Source organism: Aliivibrio thorii, assembly GCF_057368585.1.
The window spans coordinates 1,352,378-1,368,980 of the sequence record NZ_CM170655.1; the positions used below are offsets into that span (position 1 = coordinate 1,352,378).

At 39.5% G+C, this 16,603-nt stretch carries 13 protein-coding genes; 4 read left to right on the forward strand and 9 right to left on the reverse strand.

The window, feature by feature from the left end:
* The first annotated feature begins 44 nt into the window (after positions 1-44).
* From nagE to AC2IP4_RS20285, 3 genes are all read left to right on the forward strand, one after another.
* Positions 45-1,505, forward strand: a complete 1,461-nt coding sequence (gene nagE / locus AC2IP4_RS20275; protein ID WP_486307562.1) for an N-acetylglucosamine-specific PTS transporter subunit IIBC — start codon at positions 45-47, stop codon at positions 1,503-1,505.
* Positions 1,506-1,732: 227 nt separating this feature from the next.
* Entirely contained in the window at positions 1,733-2,410 is a 678-nt protein-coding gene (locus AC2IP4_RS20280) for a response regulator transcription factor (protein ID WP_130087538.1), read from the forward strand.
* Positions 2,391-3,740 (forward strand): sensor histidine kinase, encoded by a 1,350-nt coding sequence (locus AC2IP4_RS20285; protein WP_375320469.1) that lies wholly within the window; start codon positions 2,391-2,393, stop codon positions 3,738-3,740. Before AC2IP4_RS20280 ends, AC2IP4_RS20285 begins: the two co-directional genes overlap by 20 nt.
* A gap of 6 nt (positions 3,741-3,746) precedes the next feature.
* Here AC2IP4_RS20285 and AC2IP4_RS20290 read toward each other — a convergent pair whose 3' ends face one another.
* From AC2IP4_RS20290 to cmoM, 5 genes are all read right to left on the reverse strand, one after another.
* Complete coding sequence (locus tag AC2IP4_RS20290; protein WP_375320468.1) at positions 3,747-4,364, reverse strand: DNA-J related domain-containing protein; 618 nt, start codon at positions 4,362-4,364, stop codon at positions 3,747-3,749.
* Positions 4,365-4,472: 108 nt separating this feature from the next.
* Positions 4,473-8,945, reverse strand: coding sequence for a chromosome partition protein MukB (gene mukB, locus AC2IP4_RS20295; protein ID WP_486310952.1), 4,473 nt, complete (start codon positions 8,943-8,945; stop codon positions 4,473-4,475).
* On the reverse strand, positions 8,942-9,679 hold the full coding sequence (gene mukE, locus AC2IP4_RS20300; RefSeq protein ID WP_486310953.1) for a chromosome partition protein MukE: 738 nt from the start codon (positions 9,677-9,679) through the stop codon (positions 8,942-8,944). The genes mukB and mukE overlap by 4 nt, the downstream gene beginning before the upstream one ends.
* A complete protein-coding gene (gene mukF, locus AC2IP4_RS20305) occupies positions 9,660-10,997 on the reverse strand; it encodes a chromosome partition protein MukF (protein WP_486310954.1) in 1,338 nt (445 codons plus the stop codon). The genes mukE and mukF overlap by 20 nt, the downstream gene beginning before the upstream one ends.
* A 25-nt stretch (positions 10,998-11,022) precedes the next feature.
* Positions 11,023-11,802, reverse strand: coding sequence for a tRNA uridine 5-oxyacetic acid(34) methyltransferase CmoM (gene cmoM / locus AC2IP4_RS20310; RefSeq protein WP_486310955.1), 780 nt, complete (start codon positions 11,800-11,802; stop codon positions 11,023-11,025).
* A 135-nt stretch (positions 11,803-11,937) separates the two neighbouring features.
* Between cmoM and elyC the strand changes: the two genes are divergently transcribed.
* Positions 11,938-12,801 (forward strand): envelope biogenesis factor ElyC, encoded by an 864-nt coding sequence (gene elyC / locus AC2IP4_RS20315; protein WP_486310956.1) that lies wholly within the window; start codon positions 11,938-11,940, stop codon positions 12,799-12,801.
* A 109-nt stretch (positions 12,802-12,910) separates the two neighbouring features.
* On the opposite strand, the gene kdsB is transcribed toward elyC, so the two are convergent.
* The 4 genes from kdsB to msbA are packed head-to-tail and all read right to left on the reverse strand — an operon-like array spanning position 12,911 to position 16,593.
* Positions 12,911-13,678: a 3-deoxy-manno-octulosonate cytidylyltransferase gene (kdsB, locus tag AC2IP4_RS20320; protein WP_486307566.1), complete on the reverse strand. Its 768-nt coding sequence runs from the start codon at positions 13,676-13,678 to the stop codon at positions 12,911-12,913.
* Positions 13,660-13,857 carry a Trm112 family protein gene (locus tag AC2IP4_RS20325; protein ID WP_105056108.1) on the reverse strand — a complete coding sequence of 66 codons (198 nt, stop codon included), beginning with the start codon at positions 13,855-13,857 and terminating at the stop codon, positions 13,660-13,662. Before AC2IP4_RS20325 ends, kdsB begins: the two co-directional genes overlap by 19 nt.
* Positions 13,838-14,845: a tetraacyldisaccharide 4'-kinase gene (lpxK, locus tag AC2IP4_RS20330; RefSeq protein ID WP_486310957.1), complete on the reverse strand. Its 1,008-nt coding sequence runs from the start codon at positions 14,843-14,845 to the stop codon at positions 13,838-13,840. Before lpxK ends, AC2IP4_RS20325 begins: the two co-directional genes overlap by 20 nt.
* Positions 14,845-16,593 (reverse strand): lipid A ABC transporter ATP-binding protein/permease MsbA, encoded by a 1,749-nt coding sequence (gene msbA, locus AC2IP4_RS20335; protein ID WP_486310958.1) that lies wholly within the window; start codon positions 16,591-16,593, stop codon positions 14,845-14,847. The genes lpxK and msbA overlap by 1 nt, the downstream gene beginning before the upstream one ends.
* Positions 16,594-16,603: the final 10 nt, after the last annotated feature.

The following is a 16,603-nucleotide window of genomic DNA, read 5'->3' on the forward strand; positions in this document are numbered from 1 at the left end:
TCTCTTAGTTTAAAAATAACAGACTAAATTTTAAGGAATACAATATGAATGTATTAGGTTACATGCAAAAAGTAGGTAAAGCGCTGATGGTTCCTGTCGCTACGCTTCCTGCTGCCGCGATATTAATGGGTGTTGGTTACTGGATGGATCCAACGGGTTGGGGTGCCAACAGTGTATTCGCTGCGTTTTTGATTAAATCAGGCGGAGCTATCATTGATGTGATGCCGATGCTATTTGCGATTGGTGTGGCGTTTGGTTTAAGTAAAGACAAAAACGGTTCGGCGGCACTAGCAGGTTTCATCTCTTTTACCGTTGTTACTACCCTTCTTTCTCCTGCGGTTGTAGCCCAGCTTGAAAGTATCCCTTTGGATCAAGTTCCTGCTGCGTTCGCTAAAATCAACAACCAGTTCATCGGTATTATTGTTGGTATTATTTCTGCTGAAATTTACAACAAATACTCTACGGTTGAGCTACCAAAAGCACTTGCTTTCTTTAGTGGTAAACGTCTTGTTCCTATCTTGACATCAATTGCTGGTATGGCTTTATCATTCGTACTGCTTTACGTATGGCCTGCTATTTTTGATGCGCTAATCTCATTTGGTACTCAACTTCAATCAATGGGTGCTGTAGGTGCTGGTCTATTTGGTTTCTTTAACCGTTTAATGCTAAGTGTTGGTATGCACCATGCGCTTTACCCTGTGTTCTGGTTTGATGTTGTTGGTATTAACGATATTCCAAACTTCTTAGGTGGCGCACAGTCTATTGCTAACGGCACTGGTATTCCGGGTCAAACAGGCATGTACCAAGCTGGTTTCTTCCCTATCATGATGTTTGGTCTACCAGGTGCTGCACTTGCTATGTACCACTGTGCAGAAAAACGCAATAAAGCTGCGGTATTCTCTATCATGCTTGCTGCAGCAATGGCGTCATTCTTTACTGGTATTACTGAACCGCTAGAATTCAGCTTCATGTTCCTTGCTCCTTGGTTATACCTAATTCATGCAATCTTAACGGGTCTATCTCTATTCATCGCTGCAAGCATGGAATGGATGGCTGGTTTTGGTTTCTCTGCAGGTTTCGTTGACTTTGTACTATCAAGCCAAAACCCATTAGCGGTTAAATGGTATATGCTGATCCCACAAGGTCTTGTATTCTTTGTTCTTTACTACACCATCTTTAGATTTGCGATTAAGAAGTTTAACTTCCTAACTCCAGGTCGTGGTGAAGACATGAATAAAGATGACTCAGTAGAAGAGAACATTACAGATGTAACCAATGCCTACATTGAAGCAATCGGTGGTGCAGACAATATTCTAGAAGTGGATAACTGTATTACTCGCCTACGTTTAACAGTAAAAGATTCAGGTCTTGCTGATAGCGCAAAACTAAAATCAATTGGTGCTGCGGGTGTGGTTCCAATGGGTAAAGGTGGCTTACAAGTTATCATTGGCTTAGGAAAAGTTGATAAAGTTGCTGCAGAAATGAAAGTAATTTTAAAAGCCTAATATCATACTAATAAAGCAGCTAACCATTGCTTAATTAAATTGGTATAACCTCCATAATATTCGTACCAGATGTTATGTGAGTACAACTCAAGAGTCTTAATTCTTCCCCCTTTAAGGCTCTTTATGATGTATTCCTATTTCATTTAATAACTCTTTTTCATTATTTATTTATCTAATTCCACTTCTTTCTTGTTACACTAAATTAATCAAATAGTTGAGATAGATTTATGAAAATACTGGTTATAGAAGACGATCAAACTACTCGCGATTTCATTGCTAAAGCTTTAGAGCAAGAAGGCTTTATTGTCGATAGCTCAGGTGATGGTAAAGAAGGCTTAATGATGGCAATTAGCTGTGAATATCAGTTAATTGTGTTAGATCGTATGCTTCCTAACCTTGATGGTTTAAAGGTCTTATCTGCAATTAGAGCGACGGATAACAATACACCCGTTCTTATTCTTAGCGCACTAGACAGCGTAGACCAGCGTGTTGAAGGCTTAACCGCGGGCAGTGATGACTATCTAACTAAACCTTTTGCTTTGGCAGAGTTGCTAGCACGTATTAATATTATCTTGCGCCGTAACCGCCCAATAGAAAATACGCTAAATGAAATACAGATCAATAATCTAACCATTAATCTTCGCTCTCAAAAGGTCACAATAAACAACGTCCCTATCGCATTACAGAATAAAGAGTTTATTTTATTACGTTTTCTTGTAGAGCATGTCGATGAAGTCGTTTCTCGCATGCGATTGTTTGAAGCTGCTTGGGATTATCATTTTGATCCTAAAACCAACGTTATTGATGTTCATATCGCTAAATTGCGTAAAAAGCTAGAACACGGTGGCGCAGTAAACCTGATTGAAACGGTACGTGGGGCTGGCTATGTTATTAGACAAGCGTGATGAGCTCTATCGTTCATCTATTTTAAAACTCTTAATTTGGTTTGCTATTGGCTTATTCTTAATGATGGCATTATTGCTGTATCAACTGTATTCAACCTCTTTGCATTTATATAGCCAAAACCTTGATGAATGGTTACGTGGCGAGACTTCACAACTTCAAGCCATCGCAAGTGCTGAAGGCATTGAAGCTGTTCAGCAAAGCATTAATAACAGCAAAGAAAGTAACCGTTATATTTACCATATTGCTAATCATGCTAGTCCTTCACCAACGGACACGTCGGCAACGTCCTACCCTGTTATTGCTCAAATAAAACAATATCAAGCCTATAATGATTTACCCAATATGAGGGCAACGACAGTTGAGCTTCCTGATGGTTCTGAATTAATTATTGGTATTGATCAAGAACGTTACTTAAGTTTTAAAAAACAATTAGACTCTTCTGTTATCTGGGGAACTTTTTTCCCCTTTATCGCTTTGTGCTTAATAGCGATCCTAATTGCCGTATACATTCTTAAACGCTTGAACCTTGTCAATCAAACCATGAACCGAGTGATGCTAGGTGAGCGTAATGTTCGCTTAAAAGTAGGCCCTGATATGAATGAGTTTGATTTATTAGCTCTTCATTTAAATAATATGCTCGAGCAAATGGAACACAGTGAGTCTAAACTTAAATCCTTAACCATTGATATGGCTCACGATCTTAGAACCCCAATGGGGCGTATTAAACTACGAATTGAAGATCTTTTATACGATGATAAGTTAACCTCTAATCAGCAATTACAATTAGATAATATACAATCAGATTTCTCACTACTGCTGGATACTTTTAATGGCATGATGGAACTTTATCACTTAGAGAATGGCGGAACTCCTGTTAATAAACAACACTGTGAATTAAGTAAAATAGTTCAAGACGCCATCGAATTTGCAGAACCAACGGCATTAGATAAACAACAGAAACTTTATTTAACTATCGAAATGCCTTGCCCATTGTATGCTAATCCCAGCCTACTTTTTCGTGCAGTATTTAATATCATCGATAATGCGATTAAATACACTCATGAAGGCGGTGTAATTGAAGTCATTGTTGATTGCTTTGGTGTCGTTGTTGCTGATAATGGTATTGGAATTAAGCCCGAAGACAGAGAACGAGCTTTAGGTCAATTAGTTAGATTAGATCCGAGTCGCACTCAGCATGGGTTTGGTTTAGGACTCGCATTAGTTAATACGGTCATGAAACTACACGATGGACAGATCAGTTTAAGTGATAATTATCCAGGATTAAGAGCTCGATTGCTGTTCCAAGAAAAATTAGAACCTGAGTTATAACAACCTCTATCTCAATATATTCCAGGCTTCACACATTATTCTAAAGGTATTAGCATCACCGGTTTCTCTGTCTGGGTGGTGCTTCATTCCTAGTTTTCGCCACTGCCTACGGATCTCCTTTGTCGTTGCACTTTCTGATAAGCCAAATAACTTTAATGCTTGGTGACGATCCATCGTTTTAATACTATTCCCACCAAGATAACGTCGATAACTACTCCAAAACTCATTTAATAATCGTTTTACTTCATCTTCATTCGCTTGGTAATTTGACCAATCTAAATAGTATTCACGCAAAGGATGTGTTTTATCTATAACGCATTCCGCTTCTGTTGTTTTTGAAACTGGAAACAACAAAATATTCATGGATTCTACTTGTAACCATTGCTCTGGATACAGCTCACTTTGCAATTGATAAAGTGCATTCATGATCAAAAAATTGCGTTTAAATAAGTCTTTCTCAGGATTTTCATCTAAATGATTAAGTAATCCCTTCTCCATCAGATGAGTTGATAACGTATGCACTTTCCATACTTGTTTTGACTCTTGCAACACCTCAAATAATGACCACACTAATGGGTTTTCAAATTCACCATTAGCGTTATCTATGTTTTTGTTTTCTGTCAATTTTTCATCCTTTTTATTATTTAAAGTTAACGGTAGAAGCTATGCAATTATCTTTCCAAAAAAATGGCAGCCATTTCTGGCTGCCATTTTATTTACAAACTTAACTCACTATTCAGCAATCTCTGCTTCTTCTAGCGTTTGTTGAGTTCTGCTTGCTGCTGTATCTTGTCCAAAACCTTTTAGGCCCACCACATGAACGTGCTCACGATCTTTAAAAATCTTACGGACTAGTTTATAAGTCGTTCCTTTCTCTGGGCTGATGTTCTCTGGTGCTGCGATAAGAAGCTGCATGTCCAGACGGTCACACAATTCAAATAACGTCGCGATAGATTTACCATCCAGACGTGCCGCTTCATCCAAGAACAGTAGACGACAAGGCATAATGTCTTTGCTACGAAGGCGACGAGATTCATCTTCCCAGCTTTGGATAACCATTAGTAGGATCGCCTGACCCGTACCAATCGCCTCACCTGTTGATAATGCGCCCGACTCTGCTTGTAACCAACCATCAGATCCACGGTTTACTTCAATGTTTAGCTCTAAGTAGTTACGGTAATCCAGTAACTCTTCACCTAGTGTTTGTGGTGAACGTTGGCCAACATCGATATGTGGGTTAATTCGTTGGAACAGTTTCGCAATTGCTTCTGAGAACGTAAAGCGAGGATTACCAAACAAGTCTTGATGCTGTGCTTGATGCTCAGACAGACCCGCTAGTAGCGTTGCGTGAGTTTCACGAATACCTACATTTAGACGAACACCCGTTACTTGACCAAAACCAATTTGTGATAAACCTTGGTTCAGCATACGAATACGGTTTTGCTCACGCTGAATGGTCTTACGAATAATGTTCGCAACACTTTCAGAGCTCAACGCTAAACGGTTTTCACGAGACGTCAGCTCTTCAGTCAGACGACCAAGCTCAGTTTCCATCTCTTCAATTGCTTCAACTGGATCATCAGTATGAATAATATCTTGACGAATACGCTCACGAAGATGCTGATAAACCGCAATGTAGAATAGAACCTTACGCTCTGGCTTACTTGTGTCTTCAGAAGCACGTAATGAATCACGTAGGTCTTCATTATCTGCAACTGCTAAACGAAGCGCACCTAATGATTTATCCGACATTGAACGCAATTCTTCTGCACTTAAGTAGGCTAATTCACGTTTATGTAAACGACGTTCAACATCATTTTCACGAGCTAAACGTAGAACTGAACACCAACCTGCTTTTGCGTTAACCACAAAAGTACGTAGCTCTTTGTACAGTTTTTCAACTTTACGAGATTGTTTAACTAAACCTTTAATCTCAAGCTCGTTTGATGTGATGCCTTTTTCTAGCTCACTCTTACGGCCACGAGAACTGTGTAGACGCTCGTTCAATTCACCCTTACGAACTTCAGCACGTTCTAGTGCGCTTTGGTCTGCATGAACACCAAACTCTTGCAGTTCACGCTTAAACTCTTGAACCGTTTCTTGTTTTGCTTGATGTGAACTCTTAAGCGACGCCATAACTTGGTTGTATTGGTTTGCTTGAGCTTGTGATTGCTTTTGTTGCTCTTTCGCTTTAGTACGCGCTTGTTCTGCTTGTACTAATTTCGCTTTAAGTTGTTCGTTTAGTTCACTGCTCTTATTAAGTAAGGCAACTGCATCTTCATAACCGAAGTGATGGCGACGCTCTACTAAATCAGAAATAGCAAACAGTTGAGCTTTAATGCTTTGTAGCTGAGCATCAATTTGTTCATGTTCAGCTTTTAGTGCATCAAATTGCTCAGGATCCACTTCTAGAGCACGTTGCAAGCTCTCTAACTCAGCAATGGCTTTACCATTTTGACGTAGGAAACTTTCTGCTTCTGATACTTGCTCAACTTGAACACTGATCTCTTCGAAACGCTCTGTGATGGTTTCATCTTCAAGCACATTGATATGGGGTGCAATTTTAGCTAATTGAGACAGGGCCTCTTTTGACGCTAAAATTTGAGATTTCTGTTGCTGCTCAGTCGCGACCAATTCATTTAATTGACGATTCGCTTGTGATAATTGCTCACGTGCTTTCTTCAATTCAACTTCTGGATCGGCATCGAACGCGACTGCTAGGTGTGTTGATACGAAACCATTAAAGCTTTGGTATAGGCGTTGAAGTTTTTGTGAATCAAATGCCGCTTTTGCATGCTCTTCAACCGCAATTTCACGCTCTTCACGTAATGTATCTAAACGTTGTTCACGAGCAGCACGACCAAATAATGGTAACTCAGGGAAACGAGAGTAACGCATTTGGCGATCATTTAGGTGAACACAAACCGCATTCTCCATTTCATCGGCATCAAATACGCTATCATCAAACGCGTCAATATCACCTTCAATGATGTAAAGATCATCAGGACAATCATCAAGATCAACCAATTTATCTTTAATACCAGACAAGTCAGAAACAACGATAGCATGACGAGCTGGACCGTAAAGCGAGCTGAAATACGGTGCATCACTTAACGTAATATCATCGTAAATTTCAGAAAGCAGTACCCCACCTAATGTATCCGCAAGACCTTTAAGGCGAGCATCACCACTACCACCAGGAGCCGCTAAACGTTCAATCTCACCATCTAACTCTTCTTTACGAGCAGCAAGACGATCTTTATTAGTTGAAAGTACACGTTCATTTTCTAGCGTTTCTTGCATCTTGCTGATAACCATATGGCTATCTTCTAACTCAATACCACATTGGTCATTAAGTTTGTTTAATGCATCGTTTGCTGCAATCCATTTCGGAGCGATCGATTCTAAACGCTGAGTTTCAGAACGAAGTTGCTGTTCTTGACGTTTTAGCTCTGAGCGCTTATCAATGATATTTTCTTGTTGTTCTTGAACGGTTTCAAGCATCTCTTCATGACGAGCTTGTTCTTCTTCAAGTACGATTTCAGAATCCACAGTGATATTAAAACGTTTTGCATATTCAGCCGCTAATTCTTGAGCTTGACGCTGTAAACGCACGGCACGTTCTAAATCTTTGTATTGCGCTTTAAGCTGCTCTGCACGCTCTGCAATATTGCTGAACTGACGCGCTTGTTCAATTAAGGCCTTCGCTTTATCTGACGCTTCATTTCGCTCAACATGACCTGCAATTGAGGTAACTAATGCTAAGCCACGTTCAAATTGTTGAACAGCCGCAGAAGAAAGATCCAACTTATGTTTAATCGCTAGTAATGCTGTGGTTTGAAGCTCTTCTTTTGCTTTTAATTCACCTTGAAGATCAACTGCATTATCTTGAGTTAATGAGTTATTTGCTGTTAATTGCTGTGCTTTTTCAAGAGCTTTAACCGCTTGTTGGTATTGAAGCGCACGAGTTTGTTGCATGTCCAACGCTTGTTGGTAATCAGCAAGTTGCGTTTTAAGGCTATCAACTTCTTCTTCTGTTAATAGCGCTTGCTCTTCAGCCATGGCAAGTTGTTCAGTGGCTTCTTCCACCACCATCACTTGCTCTTCTAGACGCTCTGTTAGCTCTTCTAGATCTTCAGAGTAACGTTCAATCTTCTCTTGTTGACGAACCGCAGTTTGTACTAATTGAAGATGATCTGACGCTGCTTGGTAATCTTGCTCAAGGCCTGACTCTGATTCAGTAAGCTGCTCTAATTCACTCTGCATATTGTTTAATACAGACGACAGATCCACTAAGCTGTGTTGTGCATTCATTAACTCAACACGGTGCGTTAATGTTTGTTCTACTTTATTACGGCGATCATTCGCATGACGCATGTAATCTGAAGCAACATAGTTCGTTGATTCTGTGATGAGATGCTTGAATAGATCACGATCAGACTGAGTCGTCTTAATCGCTTCTAATGTCATACGGTTTTCACGCAGTGCCGCTTCCATATCTTGGAAGGCTTTCTTAACACCACCATTTTGTGGCAATAAGTAATCACGTAAAGAACGCGTGATCGCACTTGAAATACCACCGTATAAAGAAGCTTCGATTAAACGATAGAACTTAGAACGATCGCTTGTGTTACGAAGTTTCTTCGGTAATACACCGTAATCAAACATTTGAGCGTGATAATCCGTTACAGAATTAAACGCTTTAAATTGAACACCTTCGTACTGTGAAACAATCTCTTTTACGTCATTGATTTGACGAACACGAGCTTGATTTTCAGAAACCGATTCAATCATTAAGTCTGTTGGTTTTACATGACTTGGTAAACCAACAACGATGAATGGTTTAATATCAACTTTCTTATCACGACCTGCTACTTGCTGTAATTTAACCGCAAAAAGTACACGTTGCTTACGAGAGTTAACAATATCTAGGGCTGCATAACATGCACCCGGTTTTAATTTACCGTGCAGACCTTTGTCACGAGAAGCTTGAGAGCTGCCCGCTTCTGTTGTGTTACGGAAATGCAGTAGTGACTGGTCAGGAATAAGCGTAGTAATAAACGCCGCCATTGTGGTCGACTTACCAGCACCGTTACCACCAGAAAGTGTGGTTACTAGATTATCAATGTCAAAAGTACGGGCAAAAAAGCCGTTCCAGTTAACCATGGTGAGTGATTGATATTTACCACGTTCAATCATACTCATAGATCACCTTCCAATTCTAATTCATGTTGCTCTTCAGCCGGTTTTTCGTTGTTATCTATATCAAGATCCAAACTAGATTGGCTTGCTTCTTCTTGATGAACAACTACCGCTTCACCATCACGGATTAAACGTAATTGCGCTTCTTTCATGTCATCGCTTGTACGTACATCGGCACCAAAACGGAAAACCGCTTCACTAATACGGAATTTACCTTGCTCACCCACTTGAATAATCATACCTAAACGCTTTAAACGACGTAGCGAGGTACGAACTTTATCAAACAGTTTTTCTTTATCTAAATCAGAACCAGATGCACGGTTAGTCACTAACTTCATTAGCTTTTGTTCATCAGCTAACACTAATAGCTCATCAAACAACTCTTGATTAGTAAAAATACCTTCGTGAGCCAAACGCTCCGGGCTTAGGTATAAGAAACACAGTACTTTACCAACCAACATGTCTATCTCAGCCAATACACTACGTGCAATGAAAGAGGTAGATCGCGGACGTAAGTAAAAGAAACCTTCTGGCGCTTTTACTAATTCAGCATGATAACGTTGGTAAAACATACCAAGCTCATGTTCAAACTCACACAATAAACCATGGTTATCTAAATCTTCGCTGGCAATATGGCGACCAGAACGCAATAAACTGTCTAATGCTGGGAATAATGGATTAGCAATCGCTTTTGCTAACTTCTCAGGCATGAATTCTTCAATATTTGTTAATGACATTTGCTTGTACCTTCGCACCGAATTCGTTAATAGATTGCCAATCAGGTTGAACGGCTTGGAAATCGGCTTCTGAATAACCGAGACGCACTGCTTGATCTACCACGATACGGGCAAGATCAAAGTGCTGAGAATGAGGATAAGTCGTTAGATAGTTTTTAAGCATTGTACCTAATTCCATCGCTTCACCCGTCGCTTTATGACGCTGAAGCATTTCACTCACTTGTTCTGCTAAGATATCTGTGATTACACTTAATTCTTCGTATTCCATTTCATCTGGAACAATACCGGTAACTTCGTCGTCACGCAGGATTAAGGCTTCATCACGCATATCTCGTAATCGTTCTGTATCGGCATACGTTAACAACCAAGGCGCATCAAAATAGCCTTTAACTGAATCACGCAAACGTTGACTGAACGCACGGTTTTTATCCATATCAATCGCAGTACGGATAAATTTATGTACGTGTCTGTCGTAGCCAATCCATAAATCAATCGCTTGTTGCCCCCAACTTACAATGCGGTCAAGTTTCATTTGCAATGAATACAGCAAGGCATCAATAAACTCTAACTCTTCATTACCATAAACAATTTCTTGAATATTCAGTAACTCCGTTTGAAGTTGATCGCCCGCCGCTTGCAATGAATCTTGTAATTCACGTAAGTTACCAGACGTTTCATCAAGCAGTTTTTCACAGCTAGAAATCGCTTCACGCCAGTTTTGGTTTAGCAGCTCTGCAATTTCTTCTTTAACCGATTGTTGCTGTTCATCCATTACACGTTGGTTTAGATCGATACGATCAAAAATCTCTCCAACGGAATACTTCAGAACACCAAATACGTTTTTACGCCAGTGCTTCGCTTCGCCACCTTTTTCAGCCGCTTGCGATGCCTTTTGGATTTCTTCTGCAACCATCGCCAACTGAATAGAAAGCTTCAATTTAGAGAATTGGCGGTGGCGCACGTAGTAATCGGTAATACCAATCGCTAATGGTGTGAGACGATAGATATTCATTCCATCAGTACTTTCACCACTAAAACGGCTAATTAAACGTTGTTTTACTAATTCATTGATTGCATTGTTCGCACGAAAAGCGATGGTGTCATTGGATTGACCAAATAAACCACTGATGATACCAAACGCATCGTGAAGTTCCCCTTCACCCAGCTCATCATCAAATCTTTCATTACTGAGAACAGCAATGGCCAACAAAAATGCCAGACGTTCAGTCGGCAAGTTCAATGAGAAATCGTGCTGTTTTACCCAGCCAACCAGTTCATCAACCGTTTGGTCTGTAACAGCATTAGAAAACTCACTCATTGTGTATCCTTTGTGTACATCATTATTATTTTCTCTTCGCCCATACGTGAATATAACGACCAAGAGAGAGATAAGGTTCTTGACGGCATAACTGCTCTTCTAGTTTTAGCACGTCTTCGATTTGGTAGTCCCCCATGTATTCCATATTACCGATGTAATCATGAAATGAGCGAATACCCGATTTTCCTTTAATTTCATAACCAGCGTCTTCAACCCACTGGTAAACCTCATTAGGCATTAAGCCTTTTTGTGGTTGTAACTTAAACCGTTTTCTATGTGGCATGCCATCTAAAACATGAGGAATATTGCCACAAATCACATTTTTCAATACTAAACCGTGGTGATTATAAAACATAATCGAAGCATACCCACCCGGTTTCACTTGTTCTAATAAAATATCCAATGCCGCTTTCGGATCTTCTAACCATTCCATTACAGCATGAAAGAGTAGAATATCAACTTTACCTACTTCATGCTGTTCAATTTGTTGTACAGCAGAGTGAATAAACTGATATTGAGACAGTAAACCATTGTCTTTCACTGACTCTTTCGCTAACTTCAGCATTTCTGAAGAAATATCACATAAAGTAACAAAATGCCCCAATTGAGCAATTTGTTGAGATACTTGGCCAATTCCTCCTCCTGCATCTAATACAGTAAGTGGCGCAGAACTTGCTTTACTATCAGCTAAGATGGTTTCCATATCTTGCCATACAATAGTTTGACGGATCTCGCCTTTGTCAGAACCATAAATGTTCTTAGCAAATTTGTGGGCGATGTCGTCGAAATTACGGTCTTTATTCACAGTGGTTAAGTTATGATATTATCTATTGGAAACAAGCATTGTCGCATAAGAGTTAAAGGAAGTAACAGCATGACGCTGTTTTTTGCTCTCAAGTGGTGGTTTTTCATTCTATATCAGCGGTAATAGTCAAAAAATATGTTTGAGTTAAAGAAGTTTATATCATCAATGCTGATGCCCTTACCTGGATTACTCCTAATTGGGTTCATCGGTTTATTCATTTTATGGTTTTCAAAAAGGAAAGGATTTGCCTCTTTTTTACTAACATTTTCTCTTGTGGGTATTTTCATGCTGTCTTTTCAGCCAATCACTGCCCCTCTATTAAAATCAACAGAACGCATGTATCCTTCTTTCATCGCACCAGATATACCTGTTGAATACGTACTTGTTCTTGGCAATGGGCATGTTGTTGATGATGAAATATCACCAATTTCTGAATTATCACGCGCCGCCGTTATGCGCTTAACGGAAGGGATCCGTATTTATCGAATGTACCCTGGTGCAAAATTGATTTTGTCAGGCTACAAGGGTGGAACAACCGTTAGCCATGCTCGTATGATGGCACGCGTTGCACTGTCTCTTGGTGTTAATAAATCAGATATTCTATTATTAGAAAGTGCGCAAGATACACATGAAGAAGCGATTCAAACGCTTAATTCCGTTGGTAAAAGTAATTTAGTTCTTGTTACTTCTGCTAGTCATATGCCAAGAGCAATGGCTGAGTTCCATAATTTAGGGTTAGCCCCTACTCCTGCACCAACTAATTATTTAGCACACTCTCAAATAAAACAACCTTGGGAGAAATATGCACCTAAAGCGAAATATTTAGAGCAATCTGAACGCTTTTGGTATGAACAAATGGGACGTTGGTTTATGGATCTTAAAAATCTTTTAATGGCAAGAGAAGAACAAGCACAAGAAACAAACAAAATTGAGTTTGAAGACGTTATGGATAAAGTAGATGATATAACAAAATCTCTACCATTACCGAAAAACAAATAGCAGCTTTAAACTATTGATAATAAAAAAGCACGAACCAAAATTAGGCTCGTGCTTTTTTGTACGTATCGATAAGTATCTGATCATTTTTACTTACTTAGGATAATTACAATTACTTATCCAAATCAGTATTACTTAAAATGATAGATCTCACTTTTTCTAAATCTTCTGGTGTATCAACCCCTGCTGCCGGCGCTTCTTTTGCCACTGCTACATGAATTTTTTCACCATACCAAAGCACTCTCAGTTGCTCTAAGCATTCTATTTTTTCAAGTACACTTGGTTGCCAATTAATATACGTATTAATGAAACCAGCACGGTACGCATAGATACCAATATGACGAAGTAATGGGTGTGCTGTTAGCACCTCACCTTTTGCAAACGCATCACGATCCCATGGGATAGAAGCTCGGCTAAAGTACAATGCATAACCTTCAGCATCGGTGACTACTTTAACTGCATTCGGATTAAACACTTCATCTTCTTCATCAATGGTAACGGCCAATGTTGCCATTGGTGCCACCGAACCTGATAGGTTTTGTGCGACTTGTTGAATAATACTCGGTGGAATAAGAGGTTCATCACCTTGTACATTTACAACAATTTCATCTGCCGTAATCCCACATTTCTCAATAACTTCAGCTAGACGTTCTGTACCTGATTCATGAGCAGGGGAAGTAATGCATACATCACCACCAAAGCCTTTAACCACAGCTTCAATACGAGGATCATCTGTTGCTACGATAACACGGTCAGCTCCCGCTTTTGATGCTTGCTCATAAACCCATTGAATCATCGGCTTACCACAAATATCAGCCAATGGCTTACCTGGTAAGCGCGTTGATTGGTAACGAGCAGGAATTATAACTGTGAACGACATAGCTCTACCTCTTCCATTGTCATACGACGAGCTTCAGGCTCAAGCATTACTGGAATACCTTCTTTAATTGGGTATGCAAGACGATCAATTTTACAGATCAATTCTTGCTTATCTTTATCGTAGTTCAGTTTTCCATTACACACAGGACAAGCAACGATTTCAAGAAGACGATAATCCATATTGTTCTTTTACCTCTATAATTTTATCTAATATTTGTTGTGCTTTTTCTTCTGGGAATTTAGCATCAACAGGTAAATACCACCATGACGACTGAGCAAAGGACTGACACTTAACTGCATCTTTCTCTGTCATAATTAATTGCTCGCCATACTGCATTAAATTTTCAATTTCTGTTGGTTCAAACGCTTTATGATCACCAAAGGCTTGAGTATAAACAACATCTGCTTTTAGTGATTTTAACGTCTCAAAAAAGCGTGGAGGATGACCAATACCCGCAAATGCAACCAAATTTGATAAAGAAGAAATATCACGTTTTTCACCCGTAACTAAATTAATCGCATTACTTGGTTCAAGCCGCATTGATATTTCATTATCTTTTGGGCGCTCTCCATTACAAATTAAGAAATCAACCGTTGATAAACGATCTACCCCCTCTCTTAATGGTCCTAATGGAATGTACTTCCCATTACCAAAACGACGTTTTCCATCAATGATAATGAACTCAACGTTACGCTGTAACGCATAGTGTTGCAAACCATCATCGGTAATAATTATATCAACACCTTGCGATTCAAGCACTTTAACGGCATCACTTCGCACAGGGGCAACCACAACATCCGCTTTGGTGCGTTGTTTTATCAATACGGGTTCATCACCTGAAATATCCGGTGTTGTCGTTTCAGTCAGTAAGTAAGGATAATACGGTGCTTTACCACCATAACCACGAGAGGCAACACCAACTCTGTACCCTTTCAGTTGAAGTTGTTCAACTAACCATACAACAACAGGAGTTTTACCATTCCCCCCCGCGGTAATATTTCCGACAACGACAACAGGAACAGAAGCTCGATAGCTTACTTTCTTACCCGATTGATAATCCGCTTTTCGTTTCGAAGCCAACCATTTAAATAAGCAACTTAGTGGCCATAATATTGGCCATAAAAGCTTTCCTAAAATATGATTATCAAACCAAATTTTCTCAACCATTAATCACCAAACTGAATGCGATGTAACTGTGCATAAGCACCATCATGATCAATTAGTTGAGCATGTGTTCCACGCTCAACCACTTCACCTTCATCAATAACTAGAATTTGATCTGCGCCTTCAATAGTTGATAAACGGTGTGCAATGACTAATACCGTTTTGTCTTTTTGCAGCTCATCCAATGCTGATTGGATCGCTTTTTCTGATTCTGTATCCAATGCCGATGTTGCTTCATCAAGAATCAATACAGATGCATTTTGCAATAGAGCACGAGCAATAGCGATACGTTGACGTTGTCCGCCTGATAAACTTGCGCCGTTTTCACCAATCATGGTGTCAAAGCCCTGCTCCATCTTATTAATAAAATCAGAGGCATAAGCAAGTTCAGCCGCTTTTTCTATTTCTTCGCGCGTAAACTTACCCTCTGAAGCATAAGAAATATTGTTTGCTACCGTGTCATTAAATAAATGTACATTTTGAGATACTAACGCAAAGTGTTTACGAAGGTTAGGAAGTTTATAATCTTCAACTTTATCGCCATCTAACGATATTGAACCTGAGTCAACATCGTAGAAACGGGTAAATAAATTCGCAATAGTACTTTTACCTGAGCCTGAACGACCAACTAATGCAACTGTCTTTCCACTTGGGATATCAAAACTGACATTTCGTAACGCTGGACCTTCCGCCGTTGGGTAAGTAAACGTTACATTTTCAACTTTAATTTCACCATCAACTTTTTCTTTAGCGATCACGCCATCGTCTTTTTCTTTATCCATATCCATTAATTCGAATAAAGTTTGACACGCAGCCATACCGCGTTGGAAGTCAGACGTAACACCAGTTAGCGATTTTAATGGGCGAAGTAAGCCAAACATAGCAGAGAAAACAACCGTAAACGTACCTGGTGTTAATGTCTCTTTAATCGAGTCAACACTGGCTAAAAATAGTACTGTTACTAATGCTAAAGAAGCGATCATTTGAATAATAGGATTTGCTAAACCTTGAGCAACCACCATTTTCATGCCTTGCTGACGCATGTGGTTACTAATGTTATCAAAACGCTCTGATTCAATTTTTTGACCGCCATAGCTAAGAACTACTTTATGCCCCTTAAGCATTTGCTCAGACGTTGCCGTTAATGAGCCCATCGCTGTTTGCATGCTCTTACTTATCTTTCTAAAACGTTTAGATACAAAACTAATAGCAAAAGCAACTACAGGAGCAACCACAATAAGCACTAAAGATAGTTGCCAGCTGTTCCAGAACATCAAACCAAGTAAACCAATAATGCTTGCCGACTCTCTGACAATATTAACTAATGCTTTACTGGTTGCAGAAGCGACTTGTTCTGAATCATAGGTGATACGCGATAACAAGCGGCCTGTAGATTCTTGATCAAAGTAACTTACTGGCATGTGCATAAAATGATTAAATATTTGACGGCGAATTCGCATTACTACGTTACTCGCGACCCAACTCATGCAATAACCAGAGATAAAACCACTAAGGCCACGAATAAACATCATAGCTAAAATAATAAATGGCATCTTCTTTAGGAAGTCTGAATCTGCGCTACCAAAACCTTCATCTAATAATGGTTTTAATAACGAAATCATGTAGGTGTCACTTAAGGCATTAACAACCAGAGCAACGATAGCTATCCATAGCCCGGCCTTATAAAGAGAAATTAATGGCCATAAACGTTTAAATGTTACCCATGTAGATTCGTCTTTTTCAATAGTCATAAGTACTTAT

Excerpts from the sequence above, each read along its gene's own strand:
- nagE (WP_486307562.1), top strand. The coding sequence starts at position 45 with ATGAATGTATTAGGTTACATGCAAAAAGTAGGTAAAGCGCTGATGGTT.
- AC2IP4_RS20280 (WP_130087538.1), top strand. The coding sequence starts at position 1,733 with ATGAAAATACTGGTTATAGAAGACGATCAAACTACTCGCGATTTCATT.
- AC2IP4_RS20285 (WP_375320469.1), top strand. The coding sequence starts at position 2,391 with ATGTTATTAGACAAGCGTGATGAGCTCTATCGTTCATCTATTTTAAAA.
- mukB (WP_486310952.1), bottom strand. The coding sequence starts at position 8,945 with ATGAGTATGATTGAACGTGGTAAATATCAATCACTCACCATGGTTAAC.
- mukE (WP_486310953.1), bottom strand. The coding sequence starts at position 9,679 with ATGTCATTAACAAATATTGAAGAATTCATGCCTGAGAAGTTAGCAAAA.
- mukF (WP_486310954.1), bottom strand. The coding sequence starts at position 10,997 with ATGAGTGAGTTTTCTAATGCTGTTACAGACCAAACGGTTGATGAACTG.
- elyC (WP_486310956.1), top strand. The coding sequence starts at position 11,938 with ATGTTTGAGTTAAAGAAGTTTATATCATCAATGCTGATGCCCTTACCT.
- kdsB (WP_486307566.1), bottom strand. The coding sequence starts at position 13,678 with ATGTCGTTCACAGTTATAATTCCTGCTCGTTACCAATCAACGCGCTTA.
- AC2IP4_RS20325 (WP_105056108.1), bottom strand. The coding sequence starts at position 13,857 with ATGGATTATCGTCTTCTTGAAATCGTTGCTTGTCCTGTGTGTAATGGA.
- lpxK (WP_486310957.1), bottom strand. The coding sequence starts at position 14,845 with ATGGTTGAGAAAATTTGGTTTGATAATCATATTTTAGGAAAGCTTTTA.
- msbA (WP_486310958.1), bottom strand. The coding sequence starts at position 16,593 with ATGACTATTGAAAAAGACGAATCTACATGGGTAACATTTAAACGTTTA.